The following is a 21114-nucleotide window of genomic DNA, read 5'->3' as shown; positions in this document are numbered from 1 at the left end:
GGCACCGATGTTGGGACAGAGAGCTGCCACCACGTGGCCAGCGCCTGCGCGATCCGACTTCCTGGACAGGCAAGCAGGCAGACAGGCAGGAGTAGCGGCGCTCTCTGAGTGAGCCTTACCCCTGCCTGCGCTATAAGCACGCAGCTCAGCCTTCTTTTGCAGCACTCTCGCCAGTTTGCGACTGGGCAGACGTAGCAGCAGAAGCAGGTTGAGCCGCGGGAGTGGCCTCTCCGGCCTCCTCGACTTCGACGGTGGGCAGCTCCACCTTCACCACCGGCTCGTGTGGATCGGTCAGAAGGCGCACATTGGGCGGCAGCTTGATCTCACCGGCATGGAGAATCTGGTCTACCTCAACAAGCGGCGAGACGTCGACCTCGATCGTTTCGGGGATCTCGGTGGCACGGCAGGCCACTTCAAGCGCATCGAGGAGACGCAGCAACGTGCCACCGCTCTCCTTCACTGCCGGCGAGTCACCGACCAGATGCAGCGGCACTTTCACCTCGACCTCCTCCTCCTGACTCACGCGGTAGAAATCCACATGGAGAATCTTACCAGTGCAGGGATCGCGCTGAATGCTGTGGACCAGGGCCGTCTCCGTTAATGAGTCTCCCGGAATACGCAGGGTGACCAGGCTGGCGGCCTTATGCTGGCGGCGAAAGCGCTCGAAAGCCGCGGCCTCCAGCTGGATGGCCAGAGAGGGTTCCTTGTGGCCGAAGATATTGGCGGGGATGATCCCCTGGCGGCGTAGCCGCCTGGTCGCTTTGCCCAGGACCTGGCGGCGCTGAACCTCCAGTTCTGCCATTGGTGCCATAACAGGATACCTCCTTTAGCGTGATGCTTTCCTGCGCTGCAAGAGGGCTACCAGCTCCTCCAACGGGCGCGTGTTAAGCACATCGGCGGCGGAGAGCCAGCCCTTGCGGGCAATGCCGACGCCATAGTGCATGTCAGCGAGGCCCGCAATGGAGTGAGCATCGGGATCGATCGGGATCAGAATGCCTCGATCGCGCGCCTTGCGCACATAGCGCCAGTCGAGATCAAGGCGCTGCGGGCTGGCGTTGATCTCAATAAAGACGCCATGCCGCGCAGCGGCCTCGATCACCGCCTCTATATCCAGAGTATAGCCCGGGCGTTCAAGCAAGAGACGCCCTGTCGGATGCCCGATGATGGTGACATACGGGTTGGCGATGGCACGCAGCATACGCTCGGTCTGCTCCTGTGGAGAGAGCGTAAAATGGCTGTGAATGGAGGCTATGACAAAGTCGAAGCGCGCCAGGACCTCATCGGGATAGTCGAGCGAGCCATCTTTGAGGATGTCGCACTCGGTCCCTTTTAAAATGACGAGGCGACCGGCGAACTCGGCGTTGAGGCGGTCGATCTCTTCCCACTGGCGCTGCAGGTTCTCAACGCTGAGGCCGTTGGCGTAGCCGACACTCTGGCTGTGATCGGTAATGCCCAGATAGCTGAGGCCACGCTCACAGCAAGCCTCGGCCAGCTCACGAATAGTATTTTTTCCATCGCTCCAGACAGAATGGACGTGCAGGACCCCACGCAGGTCACGCTCTTCGACCAGGGTTGGCAGCTCACCACGCTCCGCAGCCTCGATCTCGCCCATGTCTTCGCGCAGCTCAGGCTCGATATAGGCCAGACCCAGGGCGGCGTAAAACTCAACCTCGTCTTTACAGGGCACCAGCTCTAGATCAGGCTCTTTGCCCCGGAAGAGACCATACTCGTTGATGGTCATGTTCATGCTAAGAGCCCGCCGCCGTAGGGGAATATGGTGCTCTTTGGCCCCAGTGAAGTGATGAAGGGCATAGGGAAACTGGCGGTCGGTCACGAGGCGCAGGTCCATCTGGATGCCGCTCGCTAGAATGATGCTGGAGCGCGTCTCCCCTTTGCTGACGATCTGCCGGACGCCCGGCTGACCGGTGAAGAAGTTCATGACGCGCTGACGAATGGCGCTGTCAGCGTCGTCAGCAACACTGGCCACGATATCGATGTCTTTGACGGTCTCGCGCCGCCGACGCAGACTACCCGCTACCTGGACGCGCACAATTTCGGGCCGGGAGGCCAGCGCCTCGCGCATGCGCAGCCCTTCAGCCTCCGCAACGGGGTAGAGATAGCGGTGACCATGCTCGGCCAGAAAGGCCAGCCCCTGCAAGATTTTCTCCTGTGTCTTCTTGCCAAAGCCGGGTAGGGCGGCAACGCGATCTTCTTTGCAGGCCCGTTCCAGATCTTCGAGGCTGGCGATGTGCAGCTGGTCCACAATGGCATTGATGCGCCGCGGCCCGAGACCTTGAATACGCAGCAGCTCTAGCTTGATGGAGGGCGTGGCCGCGCGCAGCTCCTCTAAGAAGGAAAGACGCCCGGAGGTCACCAGCTCCTCGATGCGCCGCGTGATGGTCGGCCCAAGGCCAGGAATGCCTTTGAGCCGTCCCTCCTTGACCAGCCGCTCAATGTCGTCATCCAGCGCGCTGATGGTGCGCGCGGCATTCTCGTAGGCCCGCACCTCAAACGGGCTGGCATCTTTCTTGAGTTGCAGTAAGGTGGCAACTTCTTCCAGGGCCTGAGCCACTTGATTCTTATCCATCGGCGTTGCCTCCCCTCTACTGACCTTCGCTCTCCGTCAGGCGGAGGTCGAACATTTCCGGCTCGCGTAATTCGACTTCGAAGGGGTTGCGCCCCTTGAGGTCGCGCCCCAGATAGCGCTTACAGTCGAAGTGGACCACAAGCCAGCAGTGCCAATCAGCACTGACGAAAACGGCATCCCAGGGATGGCCTGACGTATTGTCCAGCACTTTGTTACAGACGAAACAGCGCGCGCGCCCGGCAGCAACGGCCCCTTCGAACCAGCGCAGAATAAACCAGTGAAAATCGTCCAGCGTCATGAGTTCCAGACAGGACTCTGGATAGCCAAAGGCGACCGGATCAGGGCATTCGCGAAAGTCTTCGCGCCCATGCCCCAGGGCGACAATGGGCGCACGCACAATAACTTTGACTTCGTCGTGTTCAGGATCTTCTGAGCCAGTTGTAATATTTTGTAACAGTAGCCCTTCTTGTGCAAACCAGGCGAGTAATTCCTGTCTCATGATGCCTGCTGGCAGCACTGCATCGTCTCACGCATCGGGCACAGCGTCAGTCTGCTCTTTGGCGCGGCGCCAGAGGACGCGCAGCTCCTCCCGGCTGCGCTCCTCCAGGGGTCGCCCTTCGCTGCGCGCGAGTTCTTCCATACGGCGGAAGCGGCGGCGGAATTTGCGGTTGGCCTGCCGCAGGGCGGCCTCCGCATCGATGTTGAGTTCGCCGGCGGCGCGCGCAACCATAAAGAGTAGATCCCCCAGTTCTTCGCGACGCTCTTCATCGCTGCGGGCCTGAGCCAGCTCGCGCAGCTCCTCAGCCAATTTATCAAGCACGCCGTTCATATCAGCATAGGTGAAGCCCACTCTGGCGGCCCGCTTCTGGTATTCCTGGGCCACCGTGAGGGCCGGCGAGGCCAGCGGCACGCGATCAAGGACGCTTTCTTCGTGAACCGGCAGACCCGCCGCCTGGCGCTCGGCTCGCTTGATAGCCTCCCAGTTCTGGACAACCTGCCCCGCGCTGCTCACTTTGACGTCCCCAAAGACATGAGGGTGGCGCCGGATGAGCTTGGCATTGATCTGCTCGAAGACGTCGCCGAGGGCAAAGTGCCCCTCCTGACGGGCAATCTCGGCATGCAGATAAACCTGGAGAAGAAGATCGCCCAGTTCTTCGGCCAGCTTAGCCATGTCGTTCTCCTCCAGGGCCTCCACTACTTCGTACGTTTCTTCCAGAACAAAAGGGACGAGCGTCTGATGAGTCTGCTGGCGATCCCAGGGGCAGCCATCGGGATCGCGCCGCAGGCGTTTGGTAATATAGCGAAGGGTGTCAGGGTGGCGCAGAGCGGCCAGGGCTTCTACCGGCGGTACGTAGAGTGTCGTCAGATGGTCCACCAGCGGCTGGCGGTCCAGCTCGTAGAGGGCCAGGCGCTGCAACCGGGCCGCTTCCTGGGCCTGATCGCTGAGGCGAACCAGCGTTACCTGCCATTCGTCGGGATAGCATTCGCTAAGGGCCAGTTTCACGGCACTGGCCAGACGACGGTTATAGAGATGAGGCACCAGCAGGGGCGTGGTCGGTACGACTCTTCCGGCCACTTCGTCTCCAGGTAAGGCCGCCAGGGAAACGGCATCGATGATCTGGAGACCAGCCTCTAGCGGATCTAGCCCCAGAGCCGTGCAGACCGGCTCGATGAAGGAGAGGCCAGCGACGAGGCGCAGCTCCAGCCCGCGCTCCCTGGCCAGATGGAGCAGCAGCTGCACGCTGGTGTCTCCGACCAGAGGGTGACCCGGCACGGCGTAGAGTACAGGACCGCCCTCAGCAGTGGCAGCCGCACAGATGGTCTCCGCCATGCGCTGATAGAGAGTCTCCCAGTCCTGGGCAGCATCATAGAGTGCGTCAAACGATTGCAGCGCCAGACCAGGAAAAGCCTGACGCAGGGGTTCTACAATGGGATGAATCAGGGTACGGAAGTAGATCGGCTGCCCGCGCTCTACTGCCTTAGCCAACACTTCGTAGGCTTCGCGCGTCAGCAGCTCCCACGGTCCTGGCCCCAACCCCAGGATCGTAATTTGCGGCTCCGACATACTCTTTCTATCCTCTCTGCGGCGCTTTCGCTGTTCTTGGAACAGTGTAGCGTCTGATAGAAGCGCTGTCAAAGGGGGAGCAAAGGACCTCGAGGCCAGGCTGGGCCGGCTAGCTTGTTTGCCTGTTGCTCCACAGCAGGGATTGTCGCCGAGGACTGGAAAATGTTATGCTTTTCTGTAGTACTATTCAGGTTAGCTCTTCAGAGAATCGAGCGCTATCCAACAATGAGGAGGTTATAGACTCACAATGGCGTCCGATCAATCCCGGCAGCAGCAGGGACAGACCGCGAAACCGCTCTGCCCACGCTGCCATAAGGAAGATCTGGTCAAGACCTCGCTGGAGGCTTACCGCAGCGGCATTAGCCGGTTGGCGCCTCCCCCCATGCCTGGTCGGCAGATTCACATGATTAATCTGGTGGGGCCTGCCGTGGTCCTGGTTGGGCTAGCAATCTTCTTTATCTTTGTGGTGCTCGGAGAGGGCGTCTCCGGCTTGGGCGGCCCGGGCCTGGTTGCCCAGGTGATTATTACGTTGCTCATCATTGTCGCCGCCCTGGTCGTTTCCTTTATTGCTTTCCAACGCGTGGTCAAAAGCGATGCGGAGGCGACACTGCGCTACCCCGCCTGGGACCGCGCCCTGGAGAATTGGCGTCACCTGTATTATTGCTCGCGCGATGACCTGATCTTCGATGGCCAACAGGGCAAGGTGGTTTCAGAAGAGGCCCTCAAGGCCCTTCTGCGCGTCGAGGCTGAGCCTCAGCAGGTTGCCCAGCAGTCGCGCTCGGCGGCTGCCCCTTCCCACTCGTAAGCGAGCCAACGCGTGAGCGATGGCGAGGTCCGGCCTTTACCGCCCTGGAGTCAGCAAGTTGGTCTGCGGCACGGCACGATCCGCCTGCGACGCGCTCGGGGGAGGATTCTGTGCCTCGGCCCTCTCCGTCTTGCCCGCCAGCCACTGCCGCACGACGATCAGCGCCTGATTCCGCTCTGCTCTTCTTCACTATTTTTCGGTTCGCACGCTTTCTTTGTTGACCTGAAGGGGTATCGGGTGCTCTTCACGGTGAGCGGCGAGAGCGGTGAGCCAGCTCGATGGGCCTCGCCACCCTCTTGCCTGTCCTGACCCTCGCCCTCGCTGAGACGAGCACCTGTCTGTCTTCCCTCGTTATACCCCTCGATCTATTGTCGTTCTCTGATCCTTATGTCCGTATTGTCATTCTTTGGCTATTGTACCTCCTATTGAGTGCCCACCTATAATCCTCTTGCGACTGGGAAAGATTGCCGCTATCATAGGGCAAGAAGGTAGTGGACCAACCAATTAACCTGGCTAGCAGGGATCTGTCCGATTCCGCTCTTCCGGCGCGGCCTCAGTTGCCTCGCACAGGGCCAGCCTATTCTACCCCTACCATGCGGCTGGTTCAGGCGCTCCAACCAGGCGTCAGTCAGGAGAAGAGAGTGAGCAGTGGCAGTTCCTTGCGAGCGCAAGGAGAAGGAAGGGCAATGGGAAGTATCTGGCCCACGGTCGTGGCCGATCTGATCAATTGGGGCTGGCTGCGCATCGGTCCGCCCTATATCTATATCAATATCGATCCGGTCATTGTGCACCTTGGCCCGCTGGCGCTCCACTGGTATGGCCTGATGTACGTGGTGGCCATCGTAGTGGCTCTCTGGGGTATCCAGGGCTACATCCGGCGCAAGGGTCTCAACGAGGAGATCGTCTATCGTCTGCTCTGGTGGTGTATCATCGCCGGCTTAATCGGTGGCCGATTGTACTTTGTGATTCAGCAGCCGGATCTGGTTCAGGACTACTTGCTCCAGCCCTGGCGCATTCTGGCGACCTGGGAGGGCGGAATGGCCTTCTACGGGGCGATCTTCCTGGTGGTGCCAGTGCTCTTTTGGCGCGCGCGTGTCGAGGGGATCAATCCTTTCGTCGCCCTCGATGGCGGCGTGCTCTTCGCCTCGATCGGCCAGATCTTCGGTCGCATCGGCAATCTGATTAATGGCGATATTATCGGCTACCCCAGCACTTTACCCTGGTCGACGGTCTACCAGCATCCCGCCAGCTTCGCCTGCCTGCAGGGGTATTGCAATGTACCAGTGCAGCCTGCCGCGGCCTACGAGATGCTCTGCAACCTCGTGCTGCTGGCAGTGCTTTACCTCCTGTCACGTCGCCTGCGTCGCCCTGGCGTGCTGACACTTGTTTATCTCTATGGCTACGCGATTACGCAGTTTGTTGTTTTCTTCTGGCGTGCCAATGTCGTGGTCAGCTTTCTGGGCCTGAACTGGGGCCTGAAGCAGGCACAGTGGACCTCGCTGGTGGTGCTGATTCTGCTGCTGCCCGTGAGCTACCTGGTACTGCGCTCGCGTTACGCGCGCCCGGTGCCGCCCGGGGAGGCAGCGGCTTTCTATGGTATGCCCCCGCGTCCAGGAAGCCAGGCCACCGTGGCTGCAGCGAATCCTCCGGAGGGGACATCTGCGGAGCATGAGCAGGCAGTCGCCGCCTCTACACCACCTGCTCATGCTGAGCGACGGGTAGATGAGGAGCCAGCTGCCAGCCGCCGTGAGCCTCCTGCAGAGGGCCAGCCAGAACCGTCCTGAGAACGCTCGCCCCCCACTCAGCAGAGGAAGGCTCTACCTGGCTGCCTGCTATCGCCGGATAGTACTAATGATCAGGACGGCGCAACCGGCAGGACGGTGCAGTGATCCAGAGTAGTCTTCCGGTACCTATGGGAAGCCGTAGCGGGCGCAAGGCGCGCTCAGGAGAGGGAGATTCTGCCCTCTGCCGGGGCCTTATCTCAGCCAGGCCAGTCAGCCGCCCCAGGCCTGGCAATGTGCTATAATAAAGCAAATCTTTCCCCGCACTGTGGTGGAAACGAAGCGAAGTTCTTTGCTGGACGTGGGAGCCTCCCTGTTATGAGTGAACGAGCTGACGCCAGGCCACTGGTTGCAACGGTCGTCGTCGGATTCCTCGAAGAGAATTGCTATCTCTATGCCTGCCCGCAGACCCGCGAGGCAGTGATTATCGATCCTGGCGATGAGCCGGAACGCATTCTGAAGCGCATCGAAGAGCTGGCGCTGATCCCTCGCTATATCATCAATACGCATGGCCATTTCGACCACATCTGCGCCATCGATGCGGTTAGCGTCGTCTATCCTGTGCCGCTGGCGATTCACCCCGCCGACCTTCCTTACTATACCGACGCCAGCGCCGCCCGAGCCGCTGGACGCGAGCCACCCCTGGTGCGGCGCAAGCCCGATATCTTGCTCCAGGATGGACAGGTGATCACCTTCGGTACGCTGTCGCTGGAGGTACGGCATACACCCGGACATACGCCCGGCGGCGTTTGCCTGGTGAGCCGCCCATACTGCGTCTTCAGTGGCGATACGCTCTTTCAGCGCGGCATTGGACGCACTGACCTGCCCGGCGGCAATTATGAGCAGCTGGTGCACTCGATTCGCGAGAAGCTCTACACCCTGGAGGATGACCTGGTCGTCTTTCCCGGCCACGGCGCGCCCACAACCATCGGCGAAGAAAAATATGAAAATCCCTTCGTGAGCCTGGCCTGAGCAGAGCCAGCCAGCTAGCCAGCAGCAGCAAGAAGAAGAGACGTGTAGAGGAGCAGGAAAGAGCAATGTCGAAGATCTGCGTCATCGGCACAGGCTATGTCGGGCTGGTAACCGGCACCTGTTTCGCCGATATGGGGAATGATGTCACCTGTGTGGATATCGTCGAGGAGAAAATCGCCCGGCTGAAGCGTGGCGAGGTTCCGATTTATGAGCCGGGCCTGGCGGAAATGATCGCGCGCAATGTCCGCGCTGGACGTCTCCATTTCACAACCAGCTACCGTGAGGGCCTCGCTGACAGCGAGTTTATTTTCATTGCGGTCAATACTCCCACCGGCAGCACTCAGGGCAGTGCCGATATGCGCTACGTCGAGATGGCGGCGCGCATGATCGCTGAGGAGCTGGACCACTACGCCGTCATTATCAATAAGAGCACCGTGCCCGTCGGCAGCGGCGACGTGGTGACGCGCATCATTCGCACCCATCTGGCGCGCCCCGATGTTTCTTTCGCGGTGGTCTCGAACCCCGAGTTTCTGCGCGAAGGGGCCGCGATCCAGGATTTCTTGAACCCCGATCGTGTCGTACTTGGCTCGTCCGATATGGAGGCGGCCCACCGTGTGGCTGCTCTCTATCTGCCGCTGCGTGCCCCCATTATCATGACTGATATCTACACAGCGGAAATGATTAAGTACGCTTCTAACGCCTTCCTGGCAACGAAGATCTCCTTCATTAATGAGATCGCCCAGATCTGCGAGCGCCTGGGGGCCGATGTGAAAGAGGTGGCTGTCGGGATGGGCTACGATAAACGGATCGGGCGTGCCTTCCTCGATGCCGGCCTCGGCTACGGCGGCTCCTGCTTCCCCAAGGACGTGCGTGCCCTGGCCCACATGGCCGACGAGGCCGGACTGCATCCGCAGCTGCTACATGCGGTGATGGAGATCAATCAGGACCAGCGGCGCCTGGTGGTGGATAAGCTGGTTTCAATTCTAGGCTCGCTGCGCAATGCCACCATTGGTATTCTGGGCCTGGCTTTCAAGGCCAATACCGATGATATGCGCGAGGCCCCCTCTCTAGACATCATTCGCTGGGTCACCGGTCAGGGAGCACTGGTCCGCGCCTATGACCCGGTCGCCCGCGAGACAGCGCGCCAGGCAATGGAGCGCGAAGGCATCCGACTCGATCTGGTAACCTTCTGCTCCAACGCCTATGAAGTGGCCGAGCAGGCCGATGCCATCATTATTGTCACCGATTGGAATGAGTTTAAGTCGCTTGATATGGTCCAGATTCGCAATCTGATGCGCCGTCCCGTGCTGATCGATGGACGCAATATTTACGAACCGCGCGAGATGGTGAGCCTGGGCTTCACCTACCGCGGCATTGGACGGGGCACAGGGCCAGCTGCGACGGTCTTGCCGGCCAGCGATAGTACAACGCTGCCGCCAGCCCCAACCTGCGAGCGGACCTTGATTGGTGAGGGCGATGAGTATCGCTGACGATGAGGCCAGGAGAGGTTTGCCCTCCGCCTCTTCTGACTCGCCTGCAGATGGGGCGGAGGCTCCTCCGTTGCTGTTCACGCCCCTGGTGAGTCGACCAGATACGCCGCCACCCGCCTGGCTCTTTGGTCCAGGAGGCCTTGGCGCACTTCCGGCTCCGCTCCTGCCCACCCAAGGGGTCAATGTGGCTGTGGGCATCGATATCATTGAGGTGGCGCGTGTGGCTCACGCCTATGCCCACCATGGCGAGCGCTTCCTGCAGCGCGTCTTTACAGAGGCAGAGGTGCTGCAGTGCCGTGGTCGGCGCGCGCTCAGCGGCGTATCGCCTCTGCCAGAGCCAAAACCGGCCCGTTTGGCGGGGCGCTTCGCTGCCAAGGAAGCGATCAGTAAAGCCCTGGGCACGGGTCTGCGCGGCGTGGCCTGGCGTGAGATGGAAATTGTCCAGCTGCGCAGTGGCCGCCCTTCGGTGCGCCTGTATGGCCGCGCCCGCCGGCGAGCTGAGGAGCTGGGTCTCAGTGCCCTTGACGTCAGCATCGCCGATCTGCAGGGCTTCGCCATCGCTGTGGCCGTCGCAGTCCAAACAACCGGTCAGGGCGAGAATTCCCGCCAGAACCGCTGAGGGCCTGATCCGCTACTGCTACACCAGAGGGCTTTGCACGGCTTCATTCGTCTGCCCAGACTTGAGTGGCTGGCTGGTCCAGCTCTTTACTTTACTACTCGCTACTCGTTAGTCATGCGGCTACGACGATCGCCCGCTAGCCAGATGGCCCGATGCAGAAATCGGGAGAGAGTCGGCTGGCAGGACTATCTGCTGCGATGGTGGAGGAAGGTGCTGTCTGTCTGTCGTGATGTTGTCTTGCTCCTTGCTTGCAGCCCCGGCGGGCTAGAAAGGCTTTTCCCTCATGGAGACTGCTAACCCTGATCGTCTCTGCCCCATCTGTGGCAGGCACCTCGGGCCTTATGAGCTTTTCTGCAGCGACTGCGGCACGTATGTAGCTTCTGCCCCTGTATCAGCAGCTTCGCTGCTCTCTGGTCTGGGAGAGAGCAGCGGGGTTCCCACAGCTGTTTCTGTCTCTGAGCAGCCTGACCAGCAGCCTGTCTGGCCCGCCAGCTCGTGGTCAGCAGCGACCCCGTCCTCGCCCCCTTCCTGGCCAACCTCCTCCAGTGACGCTGGCGTTGGCGAAAGGGCAGGCCCTTTCCTTCCTTCTCCCCCGCCCTGGACCGCAGCGGCCCCACCGACCAGGCAGCCAGCTTCGCCGGGACAGCGACTCCCCGTGCTCGTGGTGGTCATCGGTAGCATACTCGCGCTGGTACTGGTCGGCAGCGCGCTGGTTCTCACTCTCAGCCTATACAGGCAGCCTGCAACCAGTCGCAGCCATGTGGCGGCCAGCGCCAGTCCCAGCCCTTCGCCCGACGTGCTGATACAGGCACACCCCGCAGTGACACCGCTATTCAGCGATAATTTTGCCAACAATAGCAAGGGCTGGGATACCACCGGTGGCCCCGGCTTCAGTAAGACGATCGCCAACCATGCTCTGACGATGACCGACCGCAACCATCGCATTCTGGTGGCCCCCCTGCCCGTGCAACGGACGTTCAGCGATTTCCAGATTACGGTAGATATGACCCTGGAGAGCGGCGATAGCAACGACAGCACGGGCATTTACATGCGCGGCGATGATCAGCTGGCCAACGATTATCGCGTGGACATCTTCGGCGACGCCACCTACGCGATCTCCAAGGAAGTGACTGGCCTCGACGGCAATACTCAGGTACGTATCCTGTCGGGGATACTTGCAAATAAGGCCATTAAGCCTCTGGGACAGCAGAACGAGGTGACAGTGATTATTAAGGGCAATCACATTGTTCTGGGAGTGAACGGCCACCTGATTGCGAGCGTGACCGATAGCTCCTATACCAGCGGCATGATCGCGCTCTTTGTGAGCAATGGCACCTCATCGCCCGCGGCCACAGCGGCTATCACCAGCGTGACAGTTTATCCAGCCCCCGCCCAACTCCCTTAAGTAAGCAAGAGAGAAAAACTATCGGCAGAAGGCAAAAAAAGTGCACAAGGCAGAGAGAAGGAAAACTTCAGGAGGCTTATGAGAGCACTACTGCAACGTGTCAGCTACGCCCGGGTTCGGGTAGCGAATGAAGTAGTAGCGGAAATCGGGCCTGGCCTGCTGGTCTTGTTGGGAGTGGCTCAGGGAGATGGTGAGGCCGAGGCTAAAATCCTGGCAGAGAAAATTGTTCACTTGCGAATCTTTGAGGATGAGGCCGGCAAGATGAACCGCTCATTGCTGGAATGCGGCGGGGAGATGCTGGTTGTTTCCCAGTTTACGCTCTATGCGGATGCCCGCAAGGGACGGCGCCCGAGCTTTACAGAGGCGGCCCCGCCAGCCCAGGCCGAGCCGCTGATTCACTCTCTTCAGGAGCTTGTGCGCAGCTATGGGGTGCGCGTTAGCAGCGGGGTCTTTGGCGCCCACATGGTGGTCGAGCTGGCTAACGATGGCCCGGTCACGATCTGGCTGGATAGCGCTGATTTACCACGCCGCTAGCCCCTAGCGCCTGAGGCCAGGGCCGGCTCAGGCACAGAGGCAGAAGCCGCCAAGCTGGCACCGCGGAGCGGTCGCTCCTGCGCACTCAACTGTTCGGCAAGGCGTTGATAATGACTGTCTGATTGTCAGAGACGTTCACCGCCGCTGAACCGCTGTATTGTTTGCCCTGGCTATCGCTACCAGTGGCTGTCAGGGTATAGCTGCCCAGTGGCACATTGTCAAAGCGGTAGTTGCCCATGCTATCGCAGGTAGTAGTAGCAATCTGTGCTGCGCCAGCATAGAGCGTTACACTGGCCCCCGCCAGCGGCACGGCGCTGCTACAGCTGCTATCGGCGCAGGCCTGGACGCTGCCACTGATAGTGTAGCCAGTGACGGTGAGACGCACGGGTACGACCTGTACGTTATTCTGAATACCTCCGCTGCTGCTGGCCGTGATGGTGATCTGACTATTGTAGACACCGGGGGCCAGACCTGCCGCATTGACTGCGACCTGCAGGCTGCCACCGCTGCCATTATCGCTGCCGCTGCTGACGGTCAGCCAGGCACTACCCGCGTCCGGCGAGGCGGAGACTGCGATGGGATAGCGGCAGGTACCAGTACTGCTGAAGGTAATGGCCTGCGTGGGTGGAGGCCCCTGGCCCTGAACAGTGCTGAAGAAGAGGCTAGAGGTGCCTACCTGGAAGACGCAGGGGGGCAGCACGGTCAGCGTTACACTGAAGAGCTGCGGGCTGCCCGCAATAGGAGCACCGCTACTGTCAAGGACCTTGACGATGACCTGGGTGCTGTAGCTGCCAACAGTCAGGCCCGCACTGCTGACAGCCAGCCTGATACTAGCTGTCTGACCGTTGACCAGGCTGGTACTGGAGTCGCTTAACCTGAGCCAGGAAGCGGCACTGGTCAGGCTCGTGCTCCAACTCAGGGGCCAACTGCAGGTTCCAGAGACCTCCAGCGTAATCGTCTGAGGACCAGGGTCTGCTCCACCAGCGATGGTACTGAAGGCCACAGAGTGCATCGACGGCTGGTCGAGAGTACAGGGTGGCAGCACCTGAAGTGTAATCTGCAGCGTCTGCGGCGTACCAGCGGCCCCAGCGCCATCGCTCCCCCGGCCCAAGAGGAGAATCTGGCCGCTATAGGTACCCGCAGTCAGGCCCCTGGTATTCACCCCAACAAGGATCTGACTACTGCTACCAGGGGCCAGGCTGCCGCTTGTCGGGCTAACCGCGAGCCAGTCACTGGTGAGGGCTGTGGCCTGCGTCTGCCAGTAAAGGGTACTACCGCCGGTATTAGTGATCACGACCGTTTGCGGCGGCGTGCCCTGCCCTTGGATAGCGCTGAAGTTGAGGCTGAGCGGTGTGATACTCATCACCGGCTGCTGGGGCGAAGGTGCAGGTTGCACGACCAGAAGCACAGGCAGGGTCTGCGATCCGTGCCCGGCGGTAAAGGTGATCAGGCTTGTATAGCGTCCTGGGGGCAGGCCCAGAGCATTGACCCCAATGGCGATTACGCTGCTGCCCGCGCCATGTAGCTCGCCGCTGCTTGGCGTTACGCTCACCCAGGAGGCATCACTGCTGGCCTGCCAGGTCAGATCATCCAGGCAGCCGGCGCGCTCGCTGAGAGTGACGGCCTGATTCGGCGGGTTGCTGCGCCCGGCCACCGTCACAAAGCTCAGGCTGGAGGCGTTGACCATGATGCCGCAACGTGGGAGCACAGTCAATGACACAACCACACTCTGCGGGGTATCGATGACGCTTTGCGGCGAGGCAAAGCTCAGCAGGGCGGTATAGACACCCGGCAGGAGGCTGCGGCTCTGGACGGCCACGGTCACGCTTTGGGTGCCGCCGGGGGCGACTGTGCTACCGCGCTGGTTGATCGAGAGCCAATCGGCCAGGGGTCCAAGGGAATGCGCGTAGGGCGTCTGATCAGGTGCCGTCAGCGATGTGCTGCCATTAAGCAGCCAGGCCAATGGCTTGTTGCCCGGATTACTGATCGTCAGGGTCTGGGGCACTGGGGTTGTCCCCCCATCGGTGGCAATGAAGGAGAGGGCCGCCGGCGTCACCTGCAGAACAGGCCCGGGATTCGCCGGTAGCGGGCGTACCACCATCTTGACCTGTACGCTTTGCTGGCCTCCTACATCGGAGGTAAAGGTCAGGAGGCCGCTATACTCGCCAGGTTTCAGATGGGCGCGCTGAACGGCCACCCAGACCGTCTGGCTGCCGCTAAAGAGACCCTGCGAGGGCGAAAGGAGCAGCCAGGGCTGATTGCTGCTGCCCTGCCAATTGATGATACCCCCGCCCGAGTTCCGCAGCGTCAAGGGCATAATCGTATTGGCCCCCTGGTAATCCTCGCCCATGAGCAGGGGACCGCTGCTATCGATGACCAGATGGGGAGGGCTGGTCAGACCCTGGCCCGCCACCTGTAGCGTGGCGCTGGCTGTATAGCGTGTCGTCACATCCTCGGCTTCGACCAAATGCAGGCCCGGCCCCCAGCTGGCGTCAATCTGGACGGTGAGCACGAGGCTGCCAGAGGCGCTGACTTGCACGAGCGAGGAGCCATTGCGGCCTACCGGCACCGGCTCCTGCAGATCGTGACTGAGCAGCACCTGGGTAGAAGGAGAGAAGCGCTCTAAGGTCAGCTTGACACGCTGACCTACTTCGATCACATTTGGCGTCAGCGTCAGGCGCGGCGGACCAGCAGCCGTCGTGGCTGGTGGCTGCTGACGCGTGAGCACCAGGAGCACCAGCAGGCTGTCGCCAAGCAGCGCTAACAGGGCCACGATCAACAAGGCGAGGAAGAGCAGTCGCAGACGCCTGGGATAGAGCGCTAGCCAGGAGAGCAGGCGACCTCGTGGCCGGCTCCAGGGCTGCGCCGGCAAAGGACTGGTTGCCCAGGCTGCCGCTTGAGCGCGTCTGATATCTTCAGCCTCGATGGCCGCCGCCTCAGCGCTTGTGGGAAGACGGCGCGAGAGGAGAGGATCGGTGCGCTGCAGCCAAATAGCATCTCCCTCATCCTCATCGGCATCCTGAATCCAGGGCCAGAGATCGGGCAGACGCTGCTGCAGGTCATCCAAAGCACCAGGCTCATTGTGGGCTGCCGGACCTCCCCCGGCCAGGGGTGAGATCTGACCGTGGCCCGACTGTGGTCTCACAAGGGGAGTATTCTGACGCTGGATCTCAAGGGAAGAGAGATCAGGCTCCACCAACGGGGTCAGACGTGAAGGGCGGGGGAGTCTGAGCGCGCCTGGATCGCTCTCGCTGATGAACTCCGCAGCTTCGCTCATCTCCAGCGCCGGATCGCCCACGACCTCGTTACTGCTGGAGGGGGGCATCAGCTGGGAGAGCAAGAAATCGGGCGGCACCTCCGGGGGTGGGGTTACTGGCCCTTGCTGGGTGGGCACTTGCGCCTCGGGATCAGTCTGGCGCTCCCGATGCGGAGGCTCTCCGTCCGCCTCCTCTTGACCGGCAGCAGCATCTCTCTCGGCGGCAGAAGCTACCGACGTACCGCTCCGTTCGCGCCCTGCGCCCCGGTCAGTGGGCTGTCCCGCCTGCAGCAGGCGCGCCCGGCATTCTTCACACAAGCTCGTATCTGCTGTGCATGGCTTGCCGCAACGCAAACACTGACTCATAGACTTACTCTGTTTTCCCCAGCCTTGCCGGTACTCAACGCACGGATGCGCCACCAACAAAAGCCACCACTTTTCACGACCCTCAGCACAAGACCTGCTCCCTACCACGTCAGTCGCAAAGTTACTGCCCTCGCTCCATGCTCATCCAGAAAGCGCTTTGTAAGCTTCAGCCCCCAGGTCGGTCGACACTCTTTCCTCCACCCGCTGGCTTCACACTCTAGACCCTCACCTCGCTCGGCCTGCTCGCTCACTGCTCTGACCAGGCGGTACGCGCCAGGAAGCGGTCAGGGTTTCAGAGCAAGCGGAGACAGCAGTTCTCTACCTGACCTGATGCCGGCAAGCCCCTTTCAGTGAGTCAGGTGCAGCCGGAAAAATGATCAGCCACGTTTACCTACTATATCACCTTTAAAGAAGGATTGCCAGAGGGAAGCGATCGGTACCAGAGAGCGCCTAACTGAGCGTCTGCCGTGGCAGCCAGAAAGCACGAGGCGGGTAAGAGCCACCGACTTTCAGACTGATGACTGCTTACCCGCCTCCTCTCTGCTGAAAGCAGGAAGAACGCGCTTCTTTGAGGTTGGCCGAGCAGCGGCCAGGCAACGGCTATCTGCCTCGCGCGCTAGCTCCGCAGGACAGCCCCGAATTCCTCGCCCAGGGCCGCCACAATGCGCTCCTGGAGAGCATTCGCCTCGGCATCAGTGAGGGTACGATCCCGAGCCTGGTAAAGCAATGTATAGGTCAGGCTTTTCTTGCCTGGCGGGATCGGTGTCCCAGTATAGACATCAAAGAGAGCCACCGTACGCAGCAGTTCACCGCCGTGGCGCTCGATCGCCTCTTGCACCGCACGCGCTGGTACCTGCTGATCAACTACCACGGCCAGGTCGCGAGTCAGTTCCTGATGACGTGAAATGGGAGCATAGTTCAGGCGCTCGGGAACCGCGGCGTAGAGGGTCTCCAGGTCCAGCTCGCATAGATAGGCGCGGTGAGGCAGATCGTAGCGCTGCTGCACCAGCGGGTGAACCTCGCCCAGGAAGCCAACCGGTGTGAAACGCTCGCCGTTGTCCATGCCTGGCCGCCCGACCTCCAGCACAGCGCAGCGCCCAGGGTGAAAGGTCGGATGCTGGGCCGCCGAGAAGCGATAGCGCCGGATGTGCAGGCGCTCCAGCAGCGTTTCGACAATACCCTTCAGATCGTAGAAGTCTGCCGGGCGCGCCAGCTCTGGCACCCAGGAAATGGCCGCCGGCCCACAGAGAGCAAGGCCTGCACAGCGTCGCTCCTCGGGCAGCTCACCCGCTCCACGCGGCAAGTAGCGCCGCCCAATCTCGAAGAGGCGCAAGCCCGCCCGATTGCGCTTGCTATTCTCCTGCAGTGTCTCCATCAAGCCGCTCAGCAGCGTCAGGCGCATGCACTCCAGTTCGTTGCTCAGCGGGTTAGCAATGGTGACTGCAGGCAGGGAGCGAGCATCGAAAGGTTTCCTGCCGTCTGAGGCAAGGTCATCCTCAGAGCCAGCCCTTTCCTGCGCGCTGGCAATGACCCAGCCCGCTTGACCATCATCCGCTGGCTTCTGCAGGAGCACCTGCGCCGTCTGGGCGTTGACCTCGGCGAGCAGATTGAGCATGCGCTGGCGGCTGGTCATCGCATAGGTAAGAATCTCATGCAGGCCAAGCCCGATCAGGATCTCGCGTATCTCATACTCGCGCTCAAACCAGTGGTCGCCCTGCGGCTCCGGCAGTGGTCCCTCGGGCACAGTCGCCGGCAATTGATCGTAGCCGATCATACGCAGGACTTCCTCGACCAGGTCGGCCCCTTCCTCGATATCGCCGCGGAACGTTGGTATGGTGACGCGCAGCAACTGCTCACCGCCAGCAGCGTCAGCAGCAGCGGAGACCTCTTCGACCTTGAATTCGAGGGCACTGAGGGCCTCGTGCACCTGACGTGAGGTCACCTTCAGGCCCGTCAGCCACTCCACCTCGGCAGGTGAGAAGAGAATGGAGCGCGCTTCTACGGGCTGCGGGTAGACATCGACGATGCCGGGATGCACCTGGCCGCCAGCCAGCTCGGCCATGAGCTGGGCTGCGCGGTTAGCCCCGAAGATGGTCAGCTCGGGATCAAGGCCCTTCTCAAAGCGGCTGGATGACTCTGTACGCAGACCCAGAGCCACCGCTGTCCGTCGGATGCTGGCCGGCTTGAAGTTCGCCGACTCCAGCAGGATGCGCGTGGTCCCTTCGTTGACCTCGCTAATGGCTGAACCCATCACGCCAGCGATGGCCGTCGGCCCCTGTGGATCAGTGATGAGCAGCATATCGTTGCGCAGGCGCCGCGGGACGCCGTCGAGCGTGGTAATTTCTTCACCGTCGCGGGAGCGGCGGACAATAATATGATGCTCACGCACCAGGTCGTAGTCGAAGGCATGCAGCGGCTGGCCTACCTCCAGCATGACATAGTTGGTGATGTCAACAATGAGATTGATTGGACGCATGCCGGCCATCAGCAGGCGCCGTGCCATCCAGTCGGGCGAGGGGCCAATTTTAACGCCGCTGATCACTCGCGCACTGTAGCGTGGGCACAGCTCCCTATCCTCGACCGTCACTTTGACCAGCTCCGCCGCAGGCTGCCCCTGCTCGTTGAAGCGCGGCTCCGGCAGGCGCAGGGGCTTGTGGGTCAGGGCCGCTACTTCGCGCGCAATGCCGATGATCGAAGAGAGGTCGCCGCGATGGGCTTTGATGGCGAACTCCAGCACCACATCGGAGAGCAGGTCAGCAAGCTTGACCCCCAGCGGCGTCTCCGGGTCGAGAATGTAGATGCCCGAGTGATCGCTGCCCAGACCCAGCTCGCGCGGCGAGCACAGCATACCTTCTGAGACATAGCCCATCTTGCGCGCGACCCCGATGGTGAGGTCGCCGATGCGCGCCCCCGGCAGGGCCAACGGCACCTTGTCCCCCTCTTTGATGTTAGGAGCGCCGCAGATAACCCCGATCTCTCCGCTCCCAGTGTTGATACGCGTGTAGCTCAGGTGATCAGAGCCAGGCACCTTCTCAAGATGCGTAATTTGAGCAGTGATAATGAGATCTCCCCAGTCGGCCCCGATGTAGTCCAGCGTCTCAACCTCTAGCCCTGCCATTGTCAAAGTATGAGCCAGCTCTTGTGGCGACTGGGTAATCTCGACATATTCCTTCAACCAGCTTAGTGGCACTCTCATCGCTGGTAACTCCTCACAGATTTCCTTCCTTCCTACTGACCTCTCGCCTCGCCCGTCTATCGTCTTGGCTCTCGCCCCAACCGTTATACGCTACTTCTGCTCTATGAGGCTATGAATCTGCGGAACAAGTGACGGGTATCATTAGAACTGGCGCAAAAAGCGCAGGTCATTGCCTGAGAAGAGGCGGATCTCGCCAATGGCGTACTTGAGCATGGCGATGCGCTCAACGCCCATGCCGAAGGCATAGCCCCGATATTTGCGGGGATCGTAGCCAACCTCGCGCAGCACGCGTGGATGCACCATGCCGGAGCCGAGGATCTCCAGCCAGCCACTGTACTTGCAGAGGCGGCAACCGCTGCCTTTGCACAGAATGCAGTCGATATCAACCTCTGCGCTGGGTTCGGTGAATGGGAAGTAGCTACCTCGGAAGCGAACACGCCGATCTTCACCGAACATCTCACGCGCAAAGCGGGCCAGACTTCCTTTGAGGTCGGCCATCGTGCAGCGCTCATCGACGAGCAGACCTTCGATCTGGTGAAACATGGCCTCATGGGAGGCGTCTATGGCTTCGTGACGGAAGACCTTGCCAGGCACGATGACGCGCACGGGTGGCCGTGTTGCCTGCATGACGCGAATCTGCATCGGCGAGGTCTGCGTGCGCAGCAAGATCTCGCCGGGCACGACCCAAAAGGTATCTTGCATATCGCGGGCCGGATGATCCACCGGGATATTGAGCGCCTGGAAGTTGTAGTAGTCGGTTTCGACCTCGGGTCCCTGCACAACCTGGAAGCCCATACGGGTGAAGATGCGCGCCACCTCCAGAATTGTGCGCGAAATGGGATGCATATGGCCGGCCGGCAAGGCTCGACCCGGCAGAGTCACATCGAGGCGCTCGCGCTCCAGTGCCTCGCGCAGCTCTCGGTCACGCAGCTCCTGACGGCGGGCCTCCAGTGCACTTTCAAGCTTCTCCTTGACTGCGTTGATCTTTTGCCCAATGACCGGGCGCTCCGCCTTGCCCAGCTTCGGAATGAGGGTTGAGAAGTTTTTTAGCTCGCCGCGATGGCGCCCCAGATAGCGAACATCCCAGTCTTCCAGTTCCGCCAGGCTATTGATCGCCTCTAGCTCACGGAGCGCCCGCTCCTGTAAAGCATCGAGCTGAGCCAACAATGCATCAAGCTGTTCAATCATTGCCGTCCATCCTTCTCTCAGCAGCACACACAAGGTCAGCGAGAGGAGGGCGAGCACCCTCCTTGCGGCAGACCAGCAGCTGGACCGCGCCCTGGCAGGCTGACAGGCCGGCGTGCTGGCCAGACCTGGAAAGCAGGCACGCCGGTCCTCGCATCTCCTTCCGCCGGCAGAGGGTCCAGACAGACAGATTGCCGAATCAAAAAAACCGGCACATTCGTCAACTGGGACGAAGCTTGCCGGTCTTGCCAGTCCTGCTGGTCTACCACGACAAGACCATGCTCTCATCTTCCGCTGCGCTGTAGCGCTTCTCCTGCTCTCTCTGCGAGAGATGTCGCGGCGTGACAGCCACAGCCGAGAGGAACATGCCTGCCGTGTTGCATGACTCCGCGGTACCACCCGTTTTGGATTGCCTTACTCCACTCCACCCGCTCGCCAACACCAGGCAGCAGCCCAGGTGCTTGCCTGGCGCGTCAGGCCGGGGCTGAATGTTTAGCAATCCCACTCGGTTCGTCCATTAACGGGGACGAGCCGGGACTGCCTACTGGGGCCGGGCTTGACTTGCTTGCCCTCCTCTGTAAGAGTGTCAGATGTAACAGCGTCAGACCCCTTCAGCAGCCAGCTCCGGGGTGAACTTCCGCGCAGCGGATCGGCGAAAAGGCTCGCAGCCACTGGCCTTTTCTCTCTGCCGCATCTCCGCCGCTTGTTTACCACGGCGGAGCGCTTCTCCTACCTTCCAGTGTGCGCGTACTCTCCCCTTCAACGCCTTTCTCTCTGACCTCGTCGCCTTTGTATAGGCTGATGCCTCCCAAACTGAAGGCAAGTTCACCTGGCTTCCCCCAGGCATGATCTC

14 protein-coding genes are annotated in these 21114 nt (G+C 61.0%); 7 read left to right on the top strand and 7 right to left on the bottom strand.

Annotation, left to right across the window (positions count from 1 at the left end; translation table 11 throughout):
- Positions 1 to 145: 145 nt before the first annotated feature.
- Genes KTAU_RS16810 through mazG form a run of 4 tightly spaced genes read right to left on the bottom strand, consistent with a single transcriptional unit; the run spans position 146 to position 4652 of the window.
- Positions 146 to 811 carry a 50S ribosomal protein L25 gene (locus tag KTAU_RS16810; RefSeq protein WP_151729453.1) on the bottom strand — a complete coding sequence of 222 codons (666 nt, stop codon included), beginning with the start codon at positions 809 to 811 and terminating at the stop codon, positions 146 to 148.
- A 15-nt stretch (positions 812 to 826) separates the two neighbouring features.
- Entirely contained in the window at positions 827 to 2587 is a 1761-nt protein-coding gene (gene polX / locus KTAU_RS16805; RefSeq protein WP_151729452.1) for a DNA polymerase/3'-5' exonuclease PolX, read from the bottom strand.
- A 16-nt stretch (positions 2588 to 2603) separates the two neighbouring features.
- Positions 2604 to 3086 (bottom strand): hypothetical protein, encoded by a 483-nt coding sequence (locus tag KTAU_RS16800; RefSeq protein ID WP_146747234.1) that lies wholly within the window; start codon positions 3084 to 3086, stop codon positions 2604 to 2606.
- 27 nt (positions 3087 to 3113) lie between these two features.
- Entirely contained in the window at positions 3114 to 4652 is a 1539-nt protein-coding gene (mazG, locus tag KTAU_RS16795) for a nucleoside triphosphate pyrophosphohydrolase (RefSeq protein WP_151729451.1), read from the bottom strand.
- Positions 4653 to 4899: 247 nt separating this feature from the next.
- Here mazG and KTAU_RS16790 point away from each other — a divergent pair, with 247 nt between their 5' ends.
- The 7 genes from KTAU_RS16790 to dtd all read left to right on the top strand — a co-directional run bounded on the left by KTAU_RS16790 (position 4900) and on the right by dtd (position 12258).
- Positions 4900 to 5457, top strand: a complete 558-nt coding sequence (locus KTAU_RS16790; RefSeq protein ID WP_151729450.1) for a hypothetical protein — start codon at positions 4900 to 4902, stop codon at positions 5455 to 5457.
- Positions 5458 to 6143: 686 nt separating this feature from the next.
- The gene (gene lgt / locus KTAU_RS16785; protein WP_151729449.1) at positions 6144 to 7241 is read left to right on the top strand and encodes a prolipoprotein diacylglyceryl transferase; all 1098 of its coding nucleotides are present in this window, start codon (positions 6144 to 6146) and stop codon (positions 7239 to 7241) included.
- 315 nt (positions 7242 to 7556) lie between these two features.
- Positions 7557 to 8210, top strand: coding sequence for an MBL fold metallo-hydrolase (locus KTAU_RS16780; RefSeq protein ID WP_151729448.1), 654 nt, complete (start codon positions 7557 to 7559; stop codon positions 8208 to 8210).
- A 65-nt stretch (positions 8211 to 8275) separates the two neighbouring features.
- On the top strand, positions 8276 to 9700 hold the full coding sequence (locus tag KTAU_RS16775) for a UDP-glucose dehydrogenase family protein (protein ID WP_151729447.1): 1425 nt from the start codon (positions 8276 to 8278) through the stop codon (positions 9698 to 9700).
- Positions 9701 to 9770: 70 nt separating this feature from the next.
- Complete coding sequence (gene acpS, locus KTAU_RS16770) at positions 9771 to 10319, top strand: holo-ACP synthase (protein WP_228026505.1); 549 nt, start codon at positions 9771 to 9773, stop codon at positions 10317 to 10319.
- A gap of 655 nt (positions 10320 to 10974) precedes the next feature.
- Entirely contained in the window at positions 10975 to 11724 is a 750-nt protein-coding gene (locus tag KTAU_RS16765; RefSeq protein ID WP_170293379.1) for a 3-keto-alpha-glucoside-1,2-lyase-like domain-containing protein, read from the top strand.
- Positions 11725 to 11802: 78 nt separating this feature from the next.
- Positions 11803 to 12258 carry a D-aminoacyl-tRNA deacylase gene (dtd, locus tag KTAU_RS16760; protein WP_151729444.1) on the top strand — a complete coding sequence of 152 codons (456 nt, stop codon included), beginning with the start codon at positions 11803 to 11805 and terminating at the stop codon, positions 12256 to 12258.
- Positions 12259 to 12343: 85 nt separating this feature from the next.
- Here dtd and KTAU_RS16755 read toward each other — a convergent pair whose 3' ends face one another.
- The 3 genes from KTAU_RS16755 to pheS form a co-directional block, all read right to left on the bottom strand.
- Positions 12344 to 15832, bottom strand: a complete 3489-nt coding sequence (locus tag KTAU_RS16755; RefSeq protein ID WP_170293378.1) for a BACON domain-containing protein — start codon at positions 15830 to 15832, stop codon at positions 12344 to 12346.
- Positions 15833 to 16496: 664 nt separating this feature from the next.
- Entirely contained in the window at positions 16497 to 19076 is a 2580-nt protein-coding gene (gene pheT, locus KTAU_RS16750; protein WP_151729442.1) for a phenylalanine--tRNA ligase subunit beta, read from the bottom strand.
- Between the two features lie 141 nt (positions 19077 to 19217).
- Positions 19218 to 20264: a phenylalanine--tRNA ligase subunit alpha gene (gene pheS, locus KTAU_RS16745; RefSeq protein WP_151729441.1), complete on the bottom strand. Its 1047-nt coding sequence runs from the start codon at positions 20262 to 20264 to the stop codon at positions 19218 to 19220.
- Between the last annotated feature and the right edge of the window lie 850 nt (positions 20265 to 21114).

The sequence above is a fragment of the Thermogemmatispora aurantia genome, assembly GCF_008974285.1.
GTDB classification, from domain to species: Bacteria; Chloroflexota; Ktedonobacteria; order Ktedonobacterales; family Ktedonobacteraceae; genus Thermogemmatispora; species Thermogemmatispora aurantia.
This window is presented reverse-complemented; position numbering and strand designations above follow the sequence as displayed.